The organism is Halobacteriovorax sp. RT-1-1, from assembly GCF_047085455.1.
Taxonomy (GTDB): domain Bacteria; phylum Bdellovibrionota; class Bacteriovoracia; order Bacteriovoracales; family Bacteriovoracaceae; genus Halobacteriovorax_A.
This window is the reverse complement of the sequence record NZ_JBKIXZ010000002.1, coordinates 906,732-921,672: the sequence shown is the minus strand read 5'-3', so window position 1 is coordinate 921,672 and position 14,941 is coordinate 906,732. Positions and strand designations below refer to the sequence as shown.

Below are 14,941 nucleotides of genomic sequence, written 5' to 3'. Positions count from 1 at the left end.
TTCAGGTGCTTTTCATTGACCTTGCTTAAAGGAAAAGCACCTGAAGTAATACTTCTATTTAAATAAGTTGTAGATAAAATTATCAATAACAGGTGTAATACTTAAATTAATGGCCCAGTCCTGTCCAAAGGCATCATCCTTTTCAACATAGTAATCAAAACCTAACTCAAGCTTTAGAGGAGTAGAACCTAGTTTTGTCACCTTTCTGACCGTTAGATTTAGTGGAATTGTTGTCTGATCAGTCACCCAGTTATAACTAAGTTTTGGATTCGTTATTAATGTCCATGCGTTCTCAAAATAAAGGCCAGCAAATATTTCAATTTGTGTGTTTGAGTACTGCTCGTTTCCTGATGTATCCCACAGATGAGATGGAAAGATTGCTGCATACCACTTCTTAGATAAATAAGCATAGAGAAACTCAGGTCCAAATCGCCATTGATTAACAGATAGGTGATTCTTTAAAGGAATTAGTCCTTGCATACCACCAACTAGAACAGTACCGTTTTGATAAGTTCTACCTAAAGCAATATCAAAACCAATGTCTCCTATCCCATTAACATCCCTAAAACCATTACTACCAAGAGTTGGTGTTTTCCATACAATTGGAATAGCAGGTCTAATGAATAAATTTGTCTTGGTTGCATGATCAATTGGAAAAGGAAAGACTGGTTGAAAGAGAGTTGTCAATGAATCCTGATCATCAGCTCCAGTAAGATCTCCTTCAAAAGCTGTATATGATGTTTTAAATGTTAAAGAAGCGAGAGGCGTATTTGGGTTTGATAACTCTTTAGAGATATCTTCTGTTGATGCTAGAACTGGTGCCTGATACTCGTCTTTTTTAAACTTGCCCTGAGCGTGGGTTGTAGAAACTATTGATAAAAGAACAATAAGTAAAAATACTCTTTTCATTTAAACTTCCTTGTTATGTTGTAAAAAAACTTATTAAAAGAAAACTCTTAAACGTGCACCAATGACAAAGATATCATCGGTTGATAAATCATTAGCAGGCTTTGAAATATATTGAATTGAAGGCGACAATTGCATAAAGCTCTTAACTCCATAGCGATAAAATGCTTCTAAAGTATATTGATCCCTATCATTATAGGGAGCTCGCCCCCAACCGATACCAAGACCAGCTAAATCCTTTTCATCTCTTAACTTAAGCCCCGTACCAACACTAATATCACGATCTAGCATGGCCCCTCCACCATCAGCATAACCAGCACGAAGAAATGGTGTCCATTTACCTCTAATAGTACTCATTAGGAATGAAAAACCAGAACCTGACTCCACTCCAGCCTTTTCTCTTTTATCAACTTGCCAGAATGTAAACTGCAGAGACCTATCAAATCGAGCTGCCCACTTCGGTAACCATCCAACTGCGATATGCTTAAATGTTTCTCCTTCATCAAAGAGTTTTTTAGCACTTTCAATCGGTTTATGGGGATCGTTATTTGCATTAACAAAACCTGCAAGCACAGACCAATTAGAATTAAAGTGATATGAGGCAGCAGCACCTAAACCTTGAGGAGGGCCAGGAAAAGTCGGCTGGTGCTGAAACGCTAAGTTTGTAAATCCAGTCCAAGGACTTCCAATACTATTAACATTGACGTAGTCATAGACATCAACCTGTCCAAAAACAACTCCTCCTTTCCCATCCGCAAAATGTTGCTTCCAATAAAAATTCGTATAAACCCAGCCTTTATCACTATAAGTTGAAGCGAAAGTTCCTGCGTACCCAAGAGTTGGCCCTAGCGCCTGTGTCGATAGATTATTTCCAATTGCATCACGGCTTTCGACTTTAAATATCAGTGCACCATCATTGGGTGTTCCCTTACCTATTAACGTCCACGTACCATAGAGACGAAAGACGTTACTTGCAGCATCTGATGGGTCTTGATCAGAGTTTGAATCGAGATAATGCGTAAAATTATCCACACCCAAAGAAAGACCGTAATTTTCTTTAAGACTCTTCTTTGAACTAACAAGCCACTTTAAGACGCTATCTCTTTGTTGCTTTTCATTGTCCTTGAGAATCCCTTCAACACTGTATATGGAGTCAAATTCTAAACTTTCAGCATAGATAGAAAGAGTCAAAGTACAAATTATTATTTTGATTATCGTATTTTTCATGATTCTCATTATAAAAACCAAAAATGATCTAAGAGGAATTAATAAAAGTAAATAATTTAATGAAATATTAAACTACAAATACACCTAGGTATTCTTCAACATTACTTTAATTGAGAACTCTATCCAAAGTTCGATAATTCGACTTATAGCACATATAAACACAAGCATATAGGAGATCAAAATGAATAGGATTACACTCGGGCTTTTATTATTTTTTGGCCAATCTTTAATTTACGCTTCCTCTTCTGTACTTTTTGAAGGGGTAAAAGTCTTTAATGGAACAAGCACTAAGCTTTCAGGGACAACAAATGTTTTAATTGAAAATAATAAGATTAAAAGAATTGGAAGAAATGTAAAAGCTTCGGCAGATGCTACAGTTATCAGTGGTAAAGGAAGAGTTTTAATGCCAGGAATGATTGATAACCACTGGCACTCAACATTAGCAACAATGCCACAAGCTCAACTTCTCTCAGCAGATTTACAATATATATCAATCAATGCAGTTAAAACAAACGAGGATACATTACTTCGTGGTTTTACGAGTGTAAGAGACGTTGGCGGCAATGTATTTGGACTAAAGAAGGCAACAGATAATGGAATGGTTAAAGGACCAAGAATTTATCCATCTGGCCCTTATCTTTCACAAACCTCTGGACATGGTGACTTTCGACCTGCAACCGTAGTTCCGACATCAAATAATCAAGACCTCGACTATTTCCAAAGAGTTGGTATGACAATTATTGCAGACGGTGTTCCTCAAGTAAGAAAAGGTGCCAGAGAAGCATTTAGAATGGGTGCAAGTCAACTAAAGGTCATGGCCGGCGGTGGCGTTTCATCACTCTATGATCCTCTTGATGTTACTCAATATTCATACGATGAAATGAAAGCAATTGTTGAAGAGGCCAATAATTGGAATACATATGTAACAGTCCATGCATTTTCAGATAAGGCAATAGAGCAAGCTATAAATGCAGGAGTTAAAAGTGTCGAACATGGGTTCCTACTGAGTGATAAGACACTCAAAAAGATGGCCAAAAAAGGAGTTTGGTTAAGTATTCAGCCAATTCTTAACGATGAAGATGCCATTCCATTTCCAGATCCAGTTAGCCAGGCCAAATTTGTAGAAGTGACAAACGGAACAGATAAAGTCATGAGAGCGGCAAAAAAACATCGAGTTAAGATTGCTTGGGGAACTGATACCCTATTTGATCCAGCACTTGCAGCTAAGCAAGGAAAAATGGCAGCAAAAATGAAAAGATGGTTTAAGCCACATGAAGTTCTAAGAATTCTTACTCATGATAATGCTCAACTACTTAAACTTAGTGGCAAACGTGATCCATATCCGGATGGAGAACTAGGAGTTGTGAGAGTTGGTGCCTATGCTGATTTAATTTTAGTTAACGGCGATCCTCTTAAAAATATTGATTTAATTGCAACACCAGAAACTAGTTTTGCTGTGATTATGAAAAATGGTGAAATAATTAAGAATATGCTTGAAGATCGAAATACAAGAAGTCGTGCTTCTGTAGTTGAAAAATAATAAATCTAGGAGTCAGTAATGAATATTAAATATTCACTTTTGTTAGGAGCTTTTTCATTTTTTTCTTTTCTCACATTTGCAGAGAAAGAGAATCCTCTTAAAAAGTATTTAAAAGTCCCAGGAGCATCGACAACGTTACCAGTTAGTGTGGCAAAGAAACCCTTCTCTTTAGAATTTAGTAAGAAGGCGCAACAAAGCTTTGAGAACTTCCACTATCAAATGGGAGGAGATCACGCTTTATACTATAACCAAAATCTTAGTGAATTAATGCCTACAGCAACCTCAAAGCCTAATGACAAGTACAAGGCCTTATCTAAGAAGATAAACAAAAGAATTGGAAAGAATGTATTCTTTACAACGAAAGATGGTGAATTGAGTCTTGACCAATATGTCTCCCATCCAAATCACAGAGTACAAGGAGTTGTGATGGTGCACAAAGGTAGAATTGTCTACGAGGCCCTCCCAGGAATGAACCGAGAAGACTACCACGTTTGGATGTCTCCAGGAAAAACAACAGTAGGACTTGTCATTGCTCAACTTGAAGCAGAGGGAAAGATTGATATGAGAAAAAGTGTTTCATATTATCTTCCTGAATTTAAGGGAACTAATTGGGACAATATATCAATGATTGATGCAGCTAACATGGCCACTGGCTTAAAGCTTGAAGAAACTCTCCAAGCAATTGTTGACCCGAAATCGATTATTGTTAAATTCTTTAGTGCAGAATTTGGAGCAAAAAATCCATCGACAGGAAATGTAGACAATTGGCTTGAAGTCTTAAAAACTGCTGAAAAAATTGAAGGTGAAAACCCCGGAGAAGTATTCCGCTACTCATCAGCTGTAACTCAAGTCTTTGTTGTCATAGCAGAGAGAATTGAAAATAAAACTTGGGCAAAAGTTTTTGAAGAACGAGTATGGGGTAAGATGACTGCAAGACTTCCAATGCAGCATCACCTTACCCCCGACGGGACCTCAATTGCTCACGGTCTAATTTCAAGTACAATTGAAGATTTTGCAAGATATGGAATGCTCTTTACTCCTAGTTGGAAGAAAGCTGCTGTCTCTCCAGTTGTTTCAAAGAGAGTTCTTAGAAGGCTGCAAACAGCGGGAAGTGATAATGCCTACAAAAGAGGTGCAAAGTACAAAGGACAAATAGAAGAGTTTGGAGAATCTCCAGTAAGAAACTCTTATCAATTTGATGGGGTCTTCGCTGATGGGGCGCTTTGGAAGCACGGAAATATTGGCCAAGGTATTTATATCGATCCAAAAAGAGACTTTGTAGGAGTCTACTTCTCTACCAATGGTTATGTTGCACCTTACGGTGAAGATAAAATGCCAGGCTTTCTAAGAAAAGCAGCGAAGTACTTACATGGAGATTTAAAACAGACTGAAAAAAGGAGAAAAACAGCAAGTAAACAAAACTAACGAATAAAATAAGTCAGAACAAAAGTTCGGAGTTTTCATTCTAGGTGCTTTTTTATTGGCCACGTGTAAAGAAAAGACACCTAGAATGCATATTCTATAAATAGAGCCTTTGATTAATTTTTATTCCATTTGAGATTTAATATACTCATCCGCAAGGTAAAAAAACTTCATACTACTTCTTTCTTACAAGATAAGACATATCCATTTGTTGAATATTTCCATTTTTCCATGTTTCTCTATGAAAAACATACTTATCTCCCATAGTATAAAGCCTAAACTTAAAAATCATCTCCTCATGCTTCCCCTCTAGATAATATACATTCCCCTTAACAATCCCCTCTGCTCTGAAAGGCCCTTGTGACATGATAACTTTTTCACCTTTAACTTCTAGGCACATATCCTTAGTTAAATCTTTTCCGTCTCTAAACCCATGCGCCGTGATAGTAATGACATGCTCACTCTTACCAACCATCGTTTCAGGATAAACTTCTCTTTTGACTTCTTTTCCATTTGAAATTTCAAAGCTAATATTATCCCACTCGCCAATAAGAAAACCCACCAATGGGTTATATAATTCTTTTGTCCTCATAAAGTGAACTCCTTTCTTTATATGCCTCTTCTAATAGCTCTGAGATAATCTCTGTTTTTGCATTTGAGTATTCACTTCTTGGTATATCCAAAGATTTTTTAAGCTCTTCATATCTCAATGCTGCACTTGGATTGGAAATAAGATAATCTTTAAAAATAATATGGTCTTTAAGTTCCTTACTACCTGATTCAAAGATGTGAAGATGACAAAAGCCTTTTGTCTTTTCGAAGTTATAGAGAACAGAATATCTCCTACCTTCGATCCCATATTCACCTTTATATTCGTAACCGAGCTTCTCAAGTAACTCTTTCTTTTTGTCTAACTCCTCTAAACAAGAAGTCTCACCAACGATATCGATTATTGGTTTTGCGACAATATTTGGAATTGCAGTGCTTCCGCAGTGGTGTAATTTTAACGAATTAATATTTAATGAATCAGCGATTCGTTTAGATTCAAACTTGAAGACATCACGCCATTTATTATTATGATCAACAAAACGAACTTTGTTATCCCTTTCCAGGCCCAAGCCGTGCTCTTCAAAAACGGTAAAAACTTTTTGCATGAACTTATTTTAGTACGATAAGGTGAAAAAAAGGCAAAAAAAAAGCTACTTCAAAGAAGTAGCTTTTTTATGGTGCCCCGACGCGGATTCGAACCACGGACACAAGGATTTTCAGTCCTTTGCTCTACCAACTGAGCTATCAGGGCATAAATGATTTGGTTCCATTAAATTAATGGTTTATGTTTCTTTCGTCAATAGAAAATTAAAAAGTTTTTTAATTTTAATTTGAGATATCTTTAATTATTATGTTTGCTATGAATGAAAAGTTTTTAAGCATCGATAAAATTATTTTAACTCAAGGATCAACAACGGTTAATGCCCTACTCTTTAGACCTCCTAGTGAGAAGCTAAAAGATACGGGATACGCCATTTTTACTCATGGTTACACATCTCACAAGATCAGTATTTTCTCATGGGCACAAAAACTTTGTGATGACGGAATCCCAACAGTAATCTTTGACCAACCAGGTCATTTTACTGGCTCATTTCATGACGTGGCATCTTTTGAGGACTTCAAAAATGACGCGCCGATGTTATTTATCCATGCACTAAATAAATTAAAAGAAGCTTACCCTTCTCAACAAAATAAACTTCTCGTTGGAGGTCACTCTCTAGGTGCCCTGACTTCGATTCTTGCGGTTCAAAAGAACTATTTTGAAGGCTTTGACGTACACCACTGTGGCGTTGGCTTTGGTGTCCCACCAGAAGGTGTCACACACGTTTTTGATACGCCATTTTACCAAGCGACAGTTAAAGCACGAGCGGAACTTGTCTCAAAACACTTAGCACCAGAAATTATGTTTCCTTGGATCAAAGATCAAAAGTTTCACCTAACTCTAACAGGACACAAAGTGCATCTGATCTCAGGGGAAGATGATGTGGTTGTTGGAAAAGAAGGAATGGAAAACTTTGCAAAGATTTTAGAGAACCTTGGCAATACTGTGACAATGGAGAAGCCAGGTAAGCTTGGCCACCATCTTCCAGATATGGCCGGAAGTTTTATCAAGAAGCATGCAAAGAGGATTGGGCTACTTTAGCTTCAAATAAAGCCTTAGGTTCTTAAGCATTCCCACTCTTCCAGTACGTTCAAGTGGAGTACCTTTGAAGATACGACGGTATTCACGATTACTCATTTCTTCCAGATCGCAGAAGATATCTTCTAGGGGTCTCATTAAAAAGAAGTCGATGAATTGTTTCCCATTTTCTTTGAAGGCAGTTGAGTCGGCCTCAAGCTTTCTTTCCAGTCGCCTATTCCATGGACATACATCCTGACAAATATCACAACCGAAGATTTCACCATTTGCATTTTCGATCCCACTTGGAGGAAAGACTTCTTTAAAATGTTCAATAGTGAAAGTTGAAATACACTTATCAGCAATAATCGTTCTTTTATCGATATCAATTGCACCCGTTGGGCATGCATCACCACAACGAGTACATTGGCCACAGTGATCTGTTTCAAACTTGTCACTAGGCGCTTCTACCTCTTTATTTAAAAGAAGGGAGCCAATGATAAAGTAACTCCCAATATGGCGATTGATTAGCATGGAATTCTTTCCATACCAACCTAGCCCTGACTGATAGGCAAAGTCGCGCTCTAGAATTGGTTGGGTATCAAGAGAGAACTTAAAATCTAGCTCAGGATCTAGCTTCTGCAGTTCTTCTCCGATTGCTTGAAGCTTATCTCTCACTTCATAGTGATAATCGCGCCCCTTGAAGCCTACTACATAATTAGCTATTTTAAGCCCGTTGCTCTCACCACTCTCATAAAACTTCTTTGCACTACGAGCTATGTGAGAATAATCAAAAGCGATAACTAGTGTTGACTTAATATCAGGATAATAATTTTTAAGATCTTCTCTTTTGATAGCGCGTTCATCGGCGAGGTAGCCAAGAGCGCCATGAAGTCCATCTTTAATCCAAGCTTTGAAACGTTCTAATGATTTAGGTTTAGATTCTGTGACGACACCCCAAACTTCAAGATCTAGAGTTCTTAAAATATTTTGAATGTCGTCTTTTTTGATCATGACTTGTCGATAATCTCAATTGCACCAGTTGGACAGACTCGAATACATTCGTAATCAAGCGTACAGTGTCCAATTTGATCCTTATTAAGCTTTGTCAGTTTTGTCTTCTTATCTGCAACCCAAATCTCATGAGGGCAAATTGAAACACAATTCTGACAAGTAGAGCAGATATTATGATCTAGCAGGATTCTTTTTTTTTTATCTTCTGCAACTTCAAAAGTATCTTTATTAGCATCTTCGTGAGGAGCTTCTTTGATAATCTCAACCTTAACAGAGTTAGAATATCCTTTCGAGAAGATCTTCCCATCACCTAGCGTCACAACAACTTTGTCACCATTATAAAGACCCATTCTCTCTTTTGCCTGGTTAACAACATACTTAACGTATGAGCCAGTATCTTGTACCTCTTCATCAACAAGATATGGGTAAACTCCCCAGTATAAGCAAATACGTCTTGCTGTACGAAGGTTATGAGTTACACCAGCAACAGGAGTTTGCGGCCTAAACATCGAAACCTTACGACAAGAATTTCCACCTTCTGTTACGGCCAGAATTCTCTTTGCTTCAACTTTTTCTGCAATCATTGAAGCGGCAACCATTACAGATGAGTTCACTGAAGACAAGTCAATATTTCTTAACAGCGGACGCTCTTTAGGAGTCTTCTCCGCTTCAAAAATAATATCATTCATCATCTGCACGGCTTCAACAGGATACATCCCCGATGCAGATTCTCCAGATAGCATTACAGCATCAGTTCCATCCCAGATAGCGTTTGCAACATCACTTGCCTCTGCTCTAGTCGGAGTTGGAGCATCAGTCATACTCTCAAGCATCTGTGTTGCAGTAATAACTGGAATCATGCGGTCATTACATTTTTGAATGAGCTCTTTTTGGATTGAAGGAACTAAATGGTTTCCAACTTCAACACCCATATCTCCACGAGCTACCATAATAACATCAGTAACATCTAGGATTTCTTCAATATTATCTAATGCTTGAGGTTTTTCGATCTTAGAAATAATTGGCACTCTAACTTTTAATTTATGAAGTAAGGCCTTTACCGTCATAATATCTTCTTTCTTACGTACAAAAGATAGAGCGATATAATCAATATTATGTTTTAGAGCAAACATTAAGTCTGCTTCATCTTTGTCAGTAAATGCAGGAGCAGATACTTCACAATCAGGAAGATTAATCCCTTTATTAGACTTTAGCTCTCCCCCAACGATAACTTCAATTTTATAAACATCACGATCTCGTGTTATCGCTTTCGCAATTAGCTTTCCATCATCAAATAGAATTCTTGCACCATCGTGACAATCATCAACAAGTTTTTCATAGATAGTAGGGATATAGCAGTCTTTATATTCAGGATAGTCCGCTTGTTTAGAAGATGGTCCAATAACCCAAGTTTCACCGTTTTTAAGTTGTAATCCATTAGGTAGTTTATCTGTACGAATCTTTGGACCTTGAAGGTCAATAAGAACAGCTACTTCTCTTCCAATATTTTTTGAAGCCTGACGAATATTTGAAATAAGCTGGGCATGAGCTTCATGAGTACCGTGACTCATATTTACTCTTGTTACATTTACTCCTGCAATGATTAATTTCTCAATCATTTCTACAGTATTTGATGACGGCCCTAATGTCGCAACAATTTTAGCACGACGGACTTTGCCCATTCCCATTATCTCTCCCTGAATTTTTATAAGCTTTTTCTTTTTTTAATAATTAAGCTTTACGAGACTCTTGTTGATCCGTAAACATACCGCCACGAATTTCACTCGATCTCTCTTCTAAAGCTTCAGCATTTGCCGCACGAATTTCTTCCATACGGTTTTCATACTGATTAATTAGATTTGATCTTTCAAGTTTTGAGTTCTCATAAAGAGTATTGTATTGATTCTCAAGTTCAGTAACTTTGGAAACATACTTTCTCTGTGACTCATCTCTTTCTCGAGCAATCATATCTTCATAATACTCTACCATTCTTTTAACTTGAATGTCTGCTCTTTGTTTAACCTGAGATAGCCTCTTATCGAACTCACCTCTCAAGTTAGCTAGGTTACTGTGATTTTCACGATCTTTCAATGCTATTGCATTTCTCGTTTCTTCTTTTAGTTGATTAGACTCTAGACTTTGAGTTAATCGAATTCTTTCAATCTCTTTTGCATTTGCTTTCTTAAGTCTGTTTAACTTTGATTCATAAGAAGAGATTAACTTATCGTTTGTTTCTTCTAATTGTTCGATCTTCTGTGTTAGTGACTTAGCAAGCTTATCCTTACTTTCAATAAAGTGTTCTTTTGCTTCTTGCATCTCTTGAGAATGCTTCATATGAGTATCTTGAATAAATTTCTTTGATTCATCCGCAAAGTCTGCCTGCATCTGAGAAACAGCTTCCGTATTTCGATCACTCATTTTTTGAACTGTCTCGCCAAACTGTGCTCTTTGTCTTTCAAGAATTTTCTTTGATTGCTCTTTATCATTATAAGCTTCTAGCTCTTTTTCTTTTACTTGGCGCTTGAAGTTACCTTGTAGCTCTTCAACATCTTTATTAAGCTCAATATTAATATCACTTAGAGTATCACTCTTAAACTTGGCCATATCTTTTTCAAGATCAGCAATATACTCAGATGATTTTTGTTTTTGAGAACGAAGTGCTTCTTTTGTTGATTGTGAGCGACGTCTTTCTTGGATATCAGCATTAAAGCGATCCGTATCAATTTGATCACGAATATTTTTAATACGTGTCTCATATCCCCTTTCCGTTTGCTCTAACTTATCGTTGAAGACATCTTCACGACTTCCACCAGATAACTTCTGATTCATCTCTCGTCTTGCTCGATATAATTCCTTCGCATGACGATTCTCAAGATCCTTTGCATTTTGCGAAGAATCTCTTTGCTCCACCTGTCTTTTTCTTGAGTTTCGATCATTGATCTCTTCAATAGAACTCTTGAAACTTTTTTGGTTTTCAGCAAGTTGCTTATCTTTTTGAGCAGTCATATCTGAAATGCGCTGCTCTTGATAGTCTTTAAGAGACTCTTCTCGACCCTTATGATTCTTTCTTAAGCTATCAACATCATCATTAAATCTTTCATAAAGACGTGCGCGTTTCTCACCACTTTCTTTTAATTGATCCCTGATTTCATTTTCATAATTTGATATCAACTGACGGCGATCTTGCTTTGTTTCTAACTCATGATCGTGTGCCGTATCACGAGCGTCACGGTAAACCTTATCAATTGTCTCATTGAAGTGGTCATTCATCTTGCCCATAGTTGAATCGAATCTTCTTTGTTGTGATGAGAGACGATGATCCATATTCGAATTTTCTGCCAATGTTTTTGACTCATAGGCTTCGCGAATATTTTTAAAACGTGTATCGAATTGATCCTTAATATCCTTACGATCGCGTTCGAACTCACGCTTATTTCCATCTAACTTACTTAGATAATTTTTTTGTTGTTCTTCAATTTTTCTTTTTGTATCTTCCGTGGCCGTTTCTCTGAATCGATCTTGCCTTTCTTCAACTTTATTAAGTGAGTTATCATAGGCTTGACGCTGCTTATTTAAGCGATATTCTTGAGTGTCTTTTAACTCACCTACTTCACGTTTATAATTCTTTCTCTGCTCATCAATTGTCTGCTGAAAGTTCTCGCGGTGTTGTGAAAGTCTCTTTGAATAATCTCTAACGTCCATATTTTTTCCGATTTAGATGCAATAAGATATTATATACCCCCTCTATTCTATCAATTATGCACAATATAAAAAGGCCGGGAATAAATGCCCCGGCCTCTTAATTATCTGTCTTTCCGACTATTTTTATAATGTATTATGCGAATTATTTACCTAATTCTGAATCAATAAGCTCTTTAAATACTTCAAATGGTTGTGCACCATTAATTAGCATACCGTTCACATAAAAAGTTGGAGTTGATTGTACACCAACGTCAATCCCTTCTTTAACTGTAGCATCAACTTCTGCTTTCATACGTCCAGAATCAAGACACTCATCAAATTTCTTTTGATCTAAACCAACTGTCTTTGCTTTAGACTTAAGTCCATCAACAGAAAGTCCTGACTGATCTGCAAACATTGAATCGTGTAGTTTCCAAAATTTATCACCAGCTTGCTCATTTGCACATAGTGCCGCTTCAGCAGCTTTGGCTGCATCTTTATGAAAGCTTAATGGGAAGTTCTTGAATACAATTTTAACCTTATTACCGTAAGTCTTCTTGATCTGATTCATGATCTCAACACCCTTAGCACAGTAAGGACACTGGAAATCCGAATATTCAGTAATAACTACGGCCGCATCCTTTCCACCAAACATTGGCTCTTTTCCTGTCACAGGAATTTCAAAACGTGGTCTTTTAGGTCTTTCTAAGTAAATTTCAACTGGGCTATTCTTCGTTTTCTTAGTTAAGTATGCTTCGATAGCTTCACGCTTTTTCGAGTTTCTTAAGAAGTCTACAATTCTAGCTTTTAACTGAGGATTTACATCAGGAATATTTCTTTCTTTTGCAAACTCGTTAATTTCTTTATCAGATACTTTTACGTCCTTAGCAATAACAACATCAATGAATTGCTCCATTGTCATTGAACTTCTTGCAGGGTCTTCATTTTTAAAATTCTCTAAAAGATAGGCCTTAACTTTACCTAGTTTTAGTTCATATACTTTTAATTGGGCTTCATATAACTCTGCTTCTGAGCCTTTAAAAAGCTCATCATGACTAACTTCTTTGCCATTGAACTTAATCACTGCAGTGGCATTTGGTGCCTTTTTAAATAAGAAATTTGGTTTTGAATTTACTTCGCTCGTACATGCAACTAGTCCAATTGCAGAAATAGCAACTAGGCCAAGTGCTAGCTTGGATTTTTTAAACATAATGATCTCCTTACATCAATTTAAACTAATTATATGTAAAAAAGAGAAATAATGCATTAGTGTTCACGTCATTTTTTTGTCAATTCGATAATTGCTTCACAAAGAGATCATATTGCGGCGAACTATTTTTCAATTCTTCATGCACACCTTTTGCAATAATTTTTCCACCTTCCATAACAAGAATCTGTTGGGCATCAAGTATTGTTTCAACTCGATGGGCCACGATAATTGTAACGGCCTGCTTTTGAACAAAGAGAATCATTTTACGTAGAGCTTCTTCAAGATCACTATCTAATGAAGAAGAAATTTCGTCGAATAGAACAATAGGCTTCTTTAAGTAACAAGAGCGAATCGCCGATATAAGCTGCTTTTGACCAAGTGAGATTTCATTTTGATCAAGGACTGTATCAGGCTTTATTCCCCATCTCGATAGATAAGAAATCTGTTCACAAACTTCACTCCAGAAAGCATCAAAACTTCCAAAACCTGCTTGCCCCATCGTAATATTAAATTCAACTGTTTCTGAAAAGATATGCGAATCTTGCGAAACAATCCCAATCAATTCACGATACTCGTTGAAGTCATCAATATAATCAAAATTATACTCTTTCTTAACTCCGCTATGATTTTCAACAAATACCTTCCCTTCATCAGGAATAATATTAGCGGCCATGATATTTAAGAGAGTCGATTTTCCACTTCCAGATAATCCGACAATCCCAATAAGATCACCTTGGCGACAATCAAAAGAGATATCTTCTAAAGTAAAGGGGGTTGAATTCTCACCTTTAGCTGGATACGTAAATTTTTGGATTTCAATATGCATCTTTTCAACATCATACTGGCGTCTTTTTGTATTGATATCTGAAGACTTCTCCTTGTCTAAATCAACAAGAAATTCATTAATACGCCCTACTCCTGTTGCTGCTCTTTGAATATTTGCAACTTTCGAAGAGACATCTTTAATAGGATTAATCGAGCGCTGAATTAAATCAATTAGAGCAAAGATCAATGCGACTTGAGTAATACCACTATTTGGAATGATAAAGATTGCGCAAGCTAAGAAGACTGGAAAAAGAGACTCGGCAAATGAGTAGTATGATGCGTCCCAAACGTTTGAAGATAGGATCTTTTTAAGAAATTCATCAAAGACAAATAAGGATTTCTTCGATGTATACTGATCTGCAGGGTTGTAGTAATTCTCACGAACACCGCCAATAAGATCCGCAACAACGCGGTAAAGTTTTGCACGTGAATTTCTCACGCTTAAGAAAACTGCACGCATATACTTAGAACACCAAATTAAAATAAAGCAGGCTCCAAATTGGATTACTGCAAGATACACTCCGGCAATTGCATTTAAGCTTACAAAACTGATCAGAGAAGCAACTACGAAGAAGATATCAATGACAATTCCAAAAGTTCCAGAAGTAACAAGCTCCCTTAAGCTTTCCGTATCGCTCATAATACGCGCTAAGACCTCTCCTTGAGGGTAGCGATCATTGCGGTTTTCTTTCGATGTTTGAAGCTCCACACTTGAAAGCCACTTACCATAGCAATGAGTGCGGACGAATTGAACAAGGCCTACAACATAACGATTAATAATCAGGTTATAAACAGCACGGTTTAAGGCCGTTGCCAAAAAGATAAATGTCATAATTCCAAGAGTCTGACGATAAACCTCTTCGACTTCATAATTTGCAGTAAGTTTTGCGATTAATTGTGGTAGTGCTGCACCAAGAGCACTTGAGATAATAAGACATACAACCATGCT

The 14,941-nt window shown here is 36.9% G+C and carries 12 protein-coding genes, 1 tRNA gene and 1 pseudogene; 3 read left to right on the top strand and 11 right to left on the bottom strand.

What is annotated here, in order from left to right:
• Nucleotides 1-54: 54 nt before the first annotated feature.
• Together ACMAWV_RS14765 and ACMAWV_RS14760 are read right to left on the bottom strand one after the other, a co-directional pair.
• The gene (locus tag ACMAWV_RS14765) at nucleotides 55-909 is read right to left on the bottom strand and encodes a hypothetical protein (protein WP_412470101.1); all 855 of its coding nucleotides are present in this window, start codon (nucleotides 907-909) and stop codon (nucleotides 55-57) included.
• Nucleotides 910-942: 33 nt separating this feature from the next.
• Complete coding sequence (locus ACMAWV_RS14760) at nucleotides 943-2,133, bottom strand: carbohydrate porin (protein ID WP_412470102.1); 1,191 nt, start codon at nucleotides 2,131-2,133, stop codon at nucleotides 943-945.
• Nucleotides 2,134-2,314: 181 nt separating this feature from the next.
• On the opposite strand from ACMAWV_RS14760, the gene ACMAWV_RS14755 reads away from it, so the two are divergent.
• Both ACMAWV_RS14755 and ACMAWV_RS14750 read left to right on the top strand, forming a co-directional pair.
• Nucleotides 2,315-3,673 carry an amidohydrolase family protein gene (locus tag ACMAWV_RS14755; RefSeq protein ID WP_412470103.1) on the top strand — a complete coding sequence of 453 codons (1,359 nt, stop codon included), beginning with the start codon at nucleotides 2,315-2,317 and terminating at the stop codon, nucleotides 3,671-3,673.
• 18 nt (nucleotides 3,674-3,691) lie between these two features.
• Nucleotides 3,692-5,098 (top strand): serine hydrolase domain-containing protein, encoded by a 1,407-nt coding sequence (locus tag ACMAWV_RS14750; protein WP_412470104.1) that lies wholly within the window; start codon nucleotides 3,692-3,694, stop codon nucleotides 5,096-5,098.
• Nucleotides 5,099-5,270: 172 nt separating this feature from the next.
• Here the strand turns inward: ACMAWV_RS14750 and ACMAWV_RS14745 are convergent, their stop codons facing one another.
• From ACMAWV_RS14745 to ACMAWV_RS14735, 3 genes are all read right to left on the bottom strand, one after another.
• Entirely contained in the window at nucleotides 5,271-5,687 is a 417-nt protein-coding gene (locus tag ACMAWV_RS14745) for a hypothetical protein (protein WP_392992458.1), read from the bottom strand.
• Nucleotides 5,665-6,249, bottom strand: a complete 585-nt coding sequence (locus tag ACMAWV_RS14740) for a GrpB family protein (protein ID WP_412470105.1) — start codon at nucleotides 6,247-6,249, stop codon at nucleotides 5,665-5,667. Before ACMAWV_RS14740 ends, ACMAWV_RS14745 begins: the two co-directional genes overlap by 23 nt.
• Nucleotides 6,250-6,319: 70 nt before the next feature.
• A tRNA-Phe gene (locus ACMAWV_RS14735) sits at nucleotides 6,320-6,395 on the bottom strand.
• Nucleotides 6,396-6,503: 108 nt separating this feature from the next.
• On the opposite strand from ACMAWV_RS14735, the gene ACMAWV_RS14730 reads away from it, so the two are divergent.
• Nucleotides 6,504-7,286, top strand: coding sequence for an alpha/beta hydrolase (locus ACMAWV_RS14730; protein ID WP_412470106.1), 783 nt, complete (start codon nucleotides 6,504-6,506; stop codon nucleotides 7,284-7,286).
• Here ACMAWV_RS14730 and queG read toward each other — a convergent pair.
• From queG to ACMAWV_RS14700, 6 genes and pseudogenes are all read right to left on the bottom strand, one after another.
• The gene (gene queG, locus ACMAWV_RS14725) at nucleotides 7,278-8,276 is read right to left on the bottom strand and encodes a tRNA epoxyqueuosine(34) reductase QueG (RefSeq protein ID WP_412470107.1); all 999 of its coding nucleotides are present in this window, start codon (nucleotides 8,274-8,276) and stop codon (nucleotides 7,278-7,280) included. The two genes, ACMAWV_RS14730 and queG, sit on opposite strands and share 9 nt — an antisense overlap.
• Nucleotides 8,273-9,964 (bottom strand): pyruvate kinase, encoded by a 1,692-nt coding sequence (gene pyk / locus ACMAWV_RS14720; RefSeq protein ID WP_103217999.1) that lies wholly within the window; start codon nucleotides 9,962-9,964, stop codon nucleotides 8,273-8,275. Before pyk ends, queG begins: the two co-directional genes overlap by 4 nt.
• Nucleotides 9,965-10,007: 43 nt before the next feature.
• On the bottom strand, nucleotides 10,008-11,978 hold the full coding sequence (locus tag ACMAWV_RS14715; protein ID WP_412470108.1) for a hypothetical protein: 1,971 nt from the start codon (nucleotides 11,976-11,978) through the stop codon (nucleotides 10,008-10,010).
• A gap of 142 nt (nucleotides 11,979-12,120) precedes the next feature.
• Nucleotides 12,121-13,167, bottom strand: a complete 1,047-nt coding sequence (locus ACMAWV_RS14710; RefSeq protein ID WP_103218001.1) for a DsbA family protein — start codon at nucleotides 13,165-13,167, stop codon at nucleotides 12,121-12,123.
• Nucleotides 13,168-13,246: 79 nt separating this feature from the next.
• Nucleotides 13,247-13,993, bottom strand: a complete 747-nt coding sequence (locus tag ACMAWV_RS14705) for an ATP-binding cassette domain-containing protein (protein ID WP_370446912.1) — start codon at nucleotides 13,991-13,993, stop codon at nucleotides 13,247-13,249.
• Between the two features lie 228 nt (nucleotides 13,994-14,221).
• Nucleotides 14,222-14,938 (bottom strand): annotated as a pseudogene (locus ACMAWV_RS14700) (ABC transporter transmembrane domain-containing protein); the annotation flags it as partial.
• Nucleotides 14,939-14,941: the final 3 nt, after the last annotated feature.

What these genes read in the sequence shown, in the direction of transcription:
- queG (WP_412470107.1), bottom strand. Translation starts at nt 8,276, where the DNA reads ATGATCAAAAAAGACGACATTCAAAATATTTTAAGAACTCTAGATCTT.
- ACMAWV_RS14705 (WP_370446912.1), bottom strand. Translation starts at nt 13,993, where the DNA reads ATGCATATTGAAATCCAAAAATTTACGTATCCAGCTAAAGGTGAGAAT.
- ACMAWV_RS14750 (WP_412470104.1), top strand. Translation starts at nt 3,692, where the DNA reads ATGAATATTAAATATTCACTTTTGTTAGGAGCTTTTTCATTTTTTTCT.
- ACMAWV_RS14765 (WP_412470101.1), bottom strand. Translation starts at nt 909, where the DNA reads ATGAAAAGAGTATTTTTACTTATTGTTCTTTTATCAATAGTTTCTACA.
- ACMAWV_RS14745 (WP_392992458.1), bottom strand. Translation starts at nt 5,687, where the DNA reads ATGAGGACAAAAGAATTATATAACCCATTGGTGGGTTTTCTTATTGGC.
- ACMAWV_RS14740 (WP_412470105.1), bottom strand. Translation starts at nt 6,249, where the DNA reads ATGCAAAAAGTTTTTACCGTTTTTGAAGAGCACGGCTTGGGCCTGGAA.
- ACMAWV_RS14760 (WP_412470102.1), bottom strand. Translation starts at nt 2,133, where the DNA reads ATGAAAAATACGATAATCAAAATAATAATTTGTACTTTGACTCTTTCT.
- ACMAWV_RS14715 (WP_412470108.1), bottom strand. Translation starts at nt 11,978, where the DNA reads ATGGACGTTAGAGATTATTCAAAGAGACTTTCACAACACCGCGAGAAC.
- ACMAWV_RS14710 (WP_103218001.1), bottom strand. Translation starts at nt 13,167, where the DNA reads ATGTTTAAAAAATCCAAGCTAGCACTTGGCCTAGTTGCTATTTCTGCA.
- ACMAWV_RS14730 (WP_412470106.1), top strand. Translation starts at nt 6,504, where the DNA reads ATGAATGAAAAGTTTTTAAGCATCGATAAAATTATTTTAACTCAAGGA.
- pyk (WP_103217999.1), bottom strand. Translation starts at nt 9,964, where the DNA reads ATGGGAATGGGCAAAGTCCGTCGTGCTAAAATTGTTGCGACATTAGGG.
- ACMAWV_RS14755 (WP_412470103.1), top strand. Translation starts at nt 2,315, where the DNA reads ATGAATAGGATTACACTCGGGCTTTTATTATTTTTTGGCCAATCTTTA.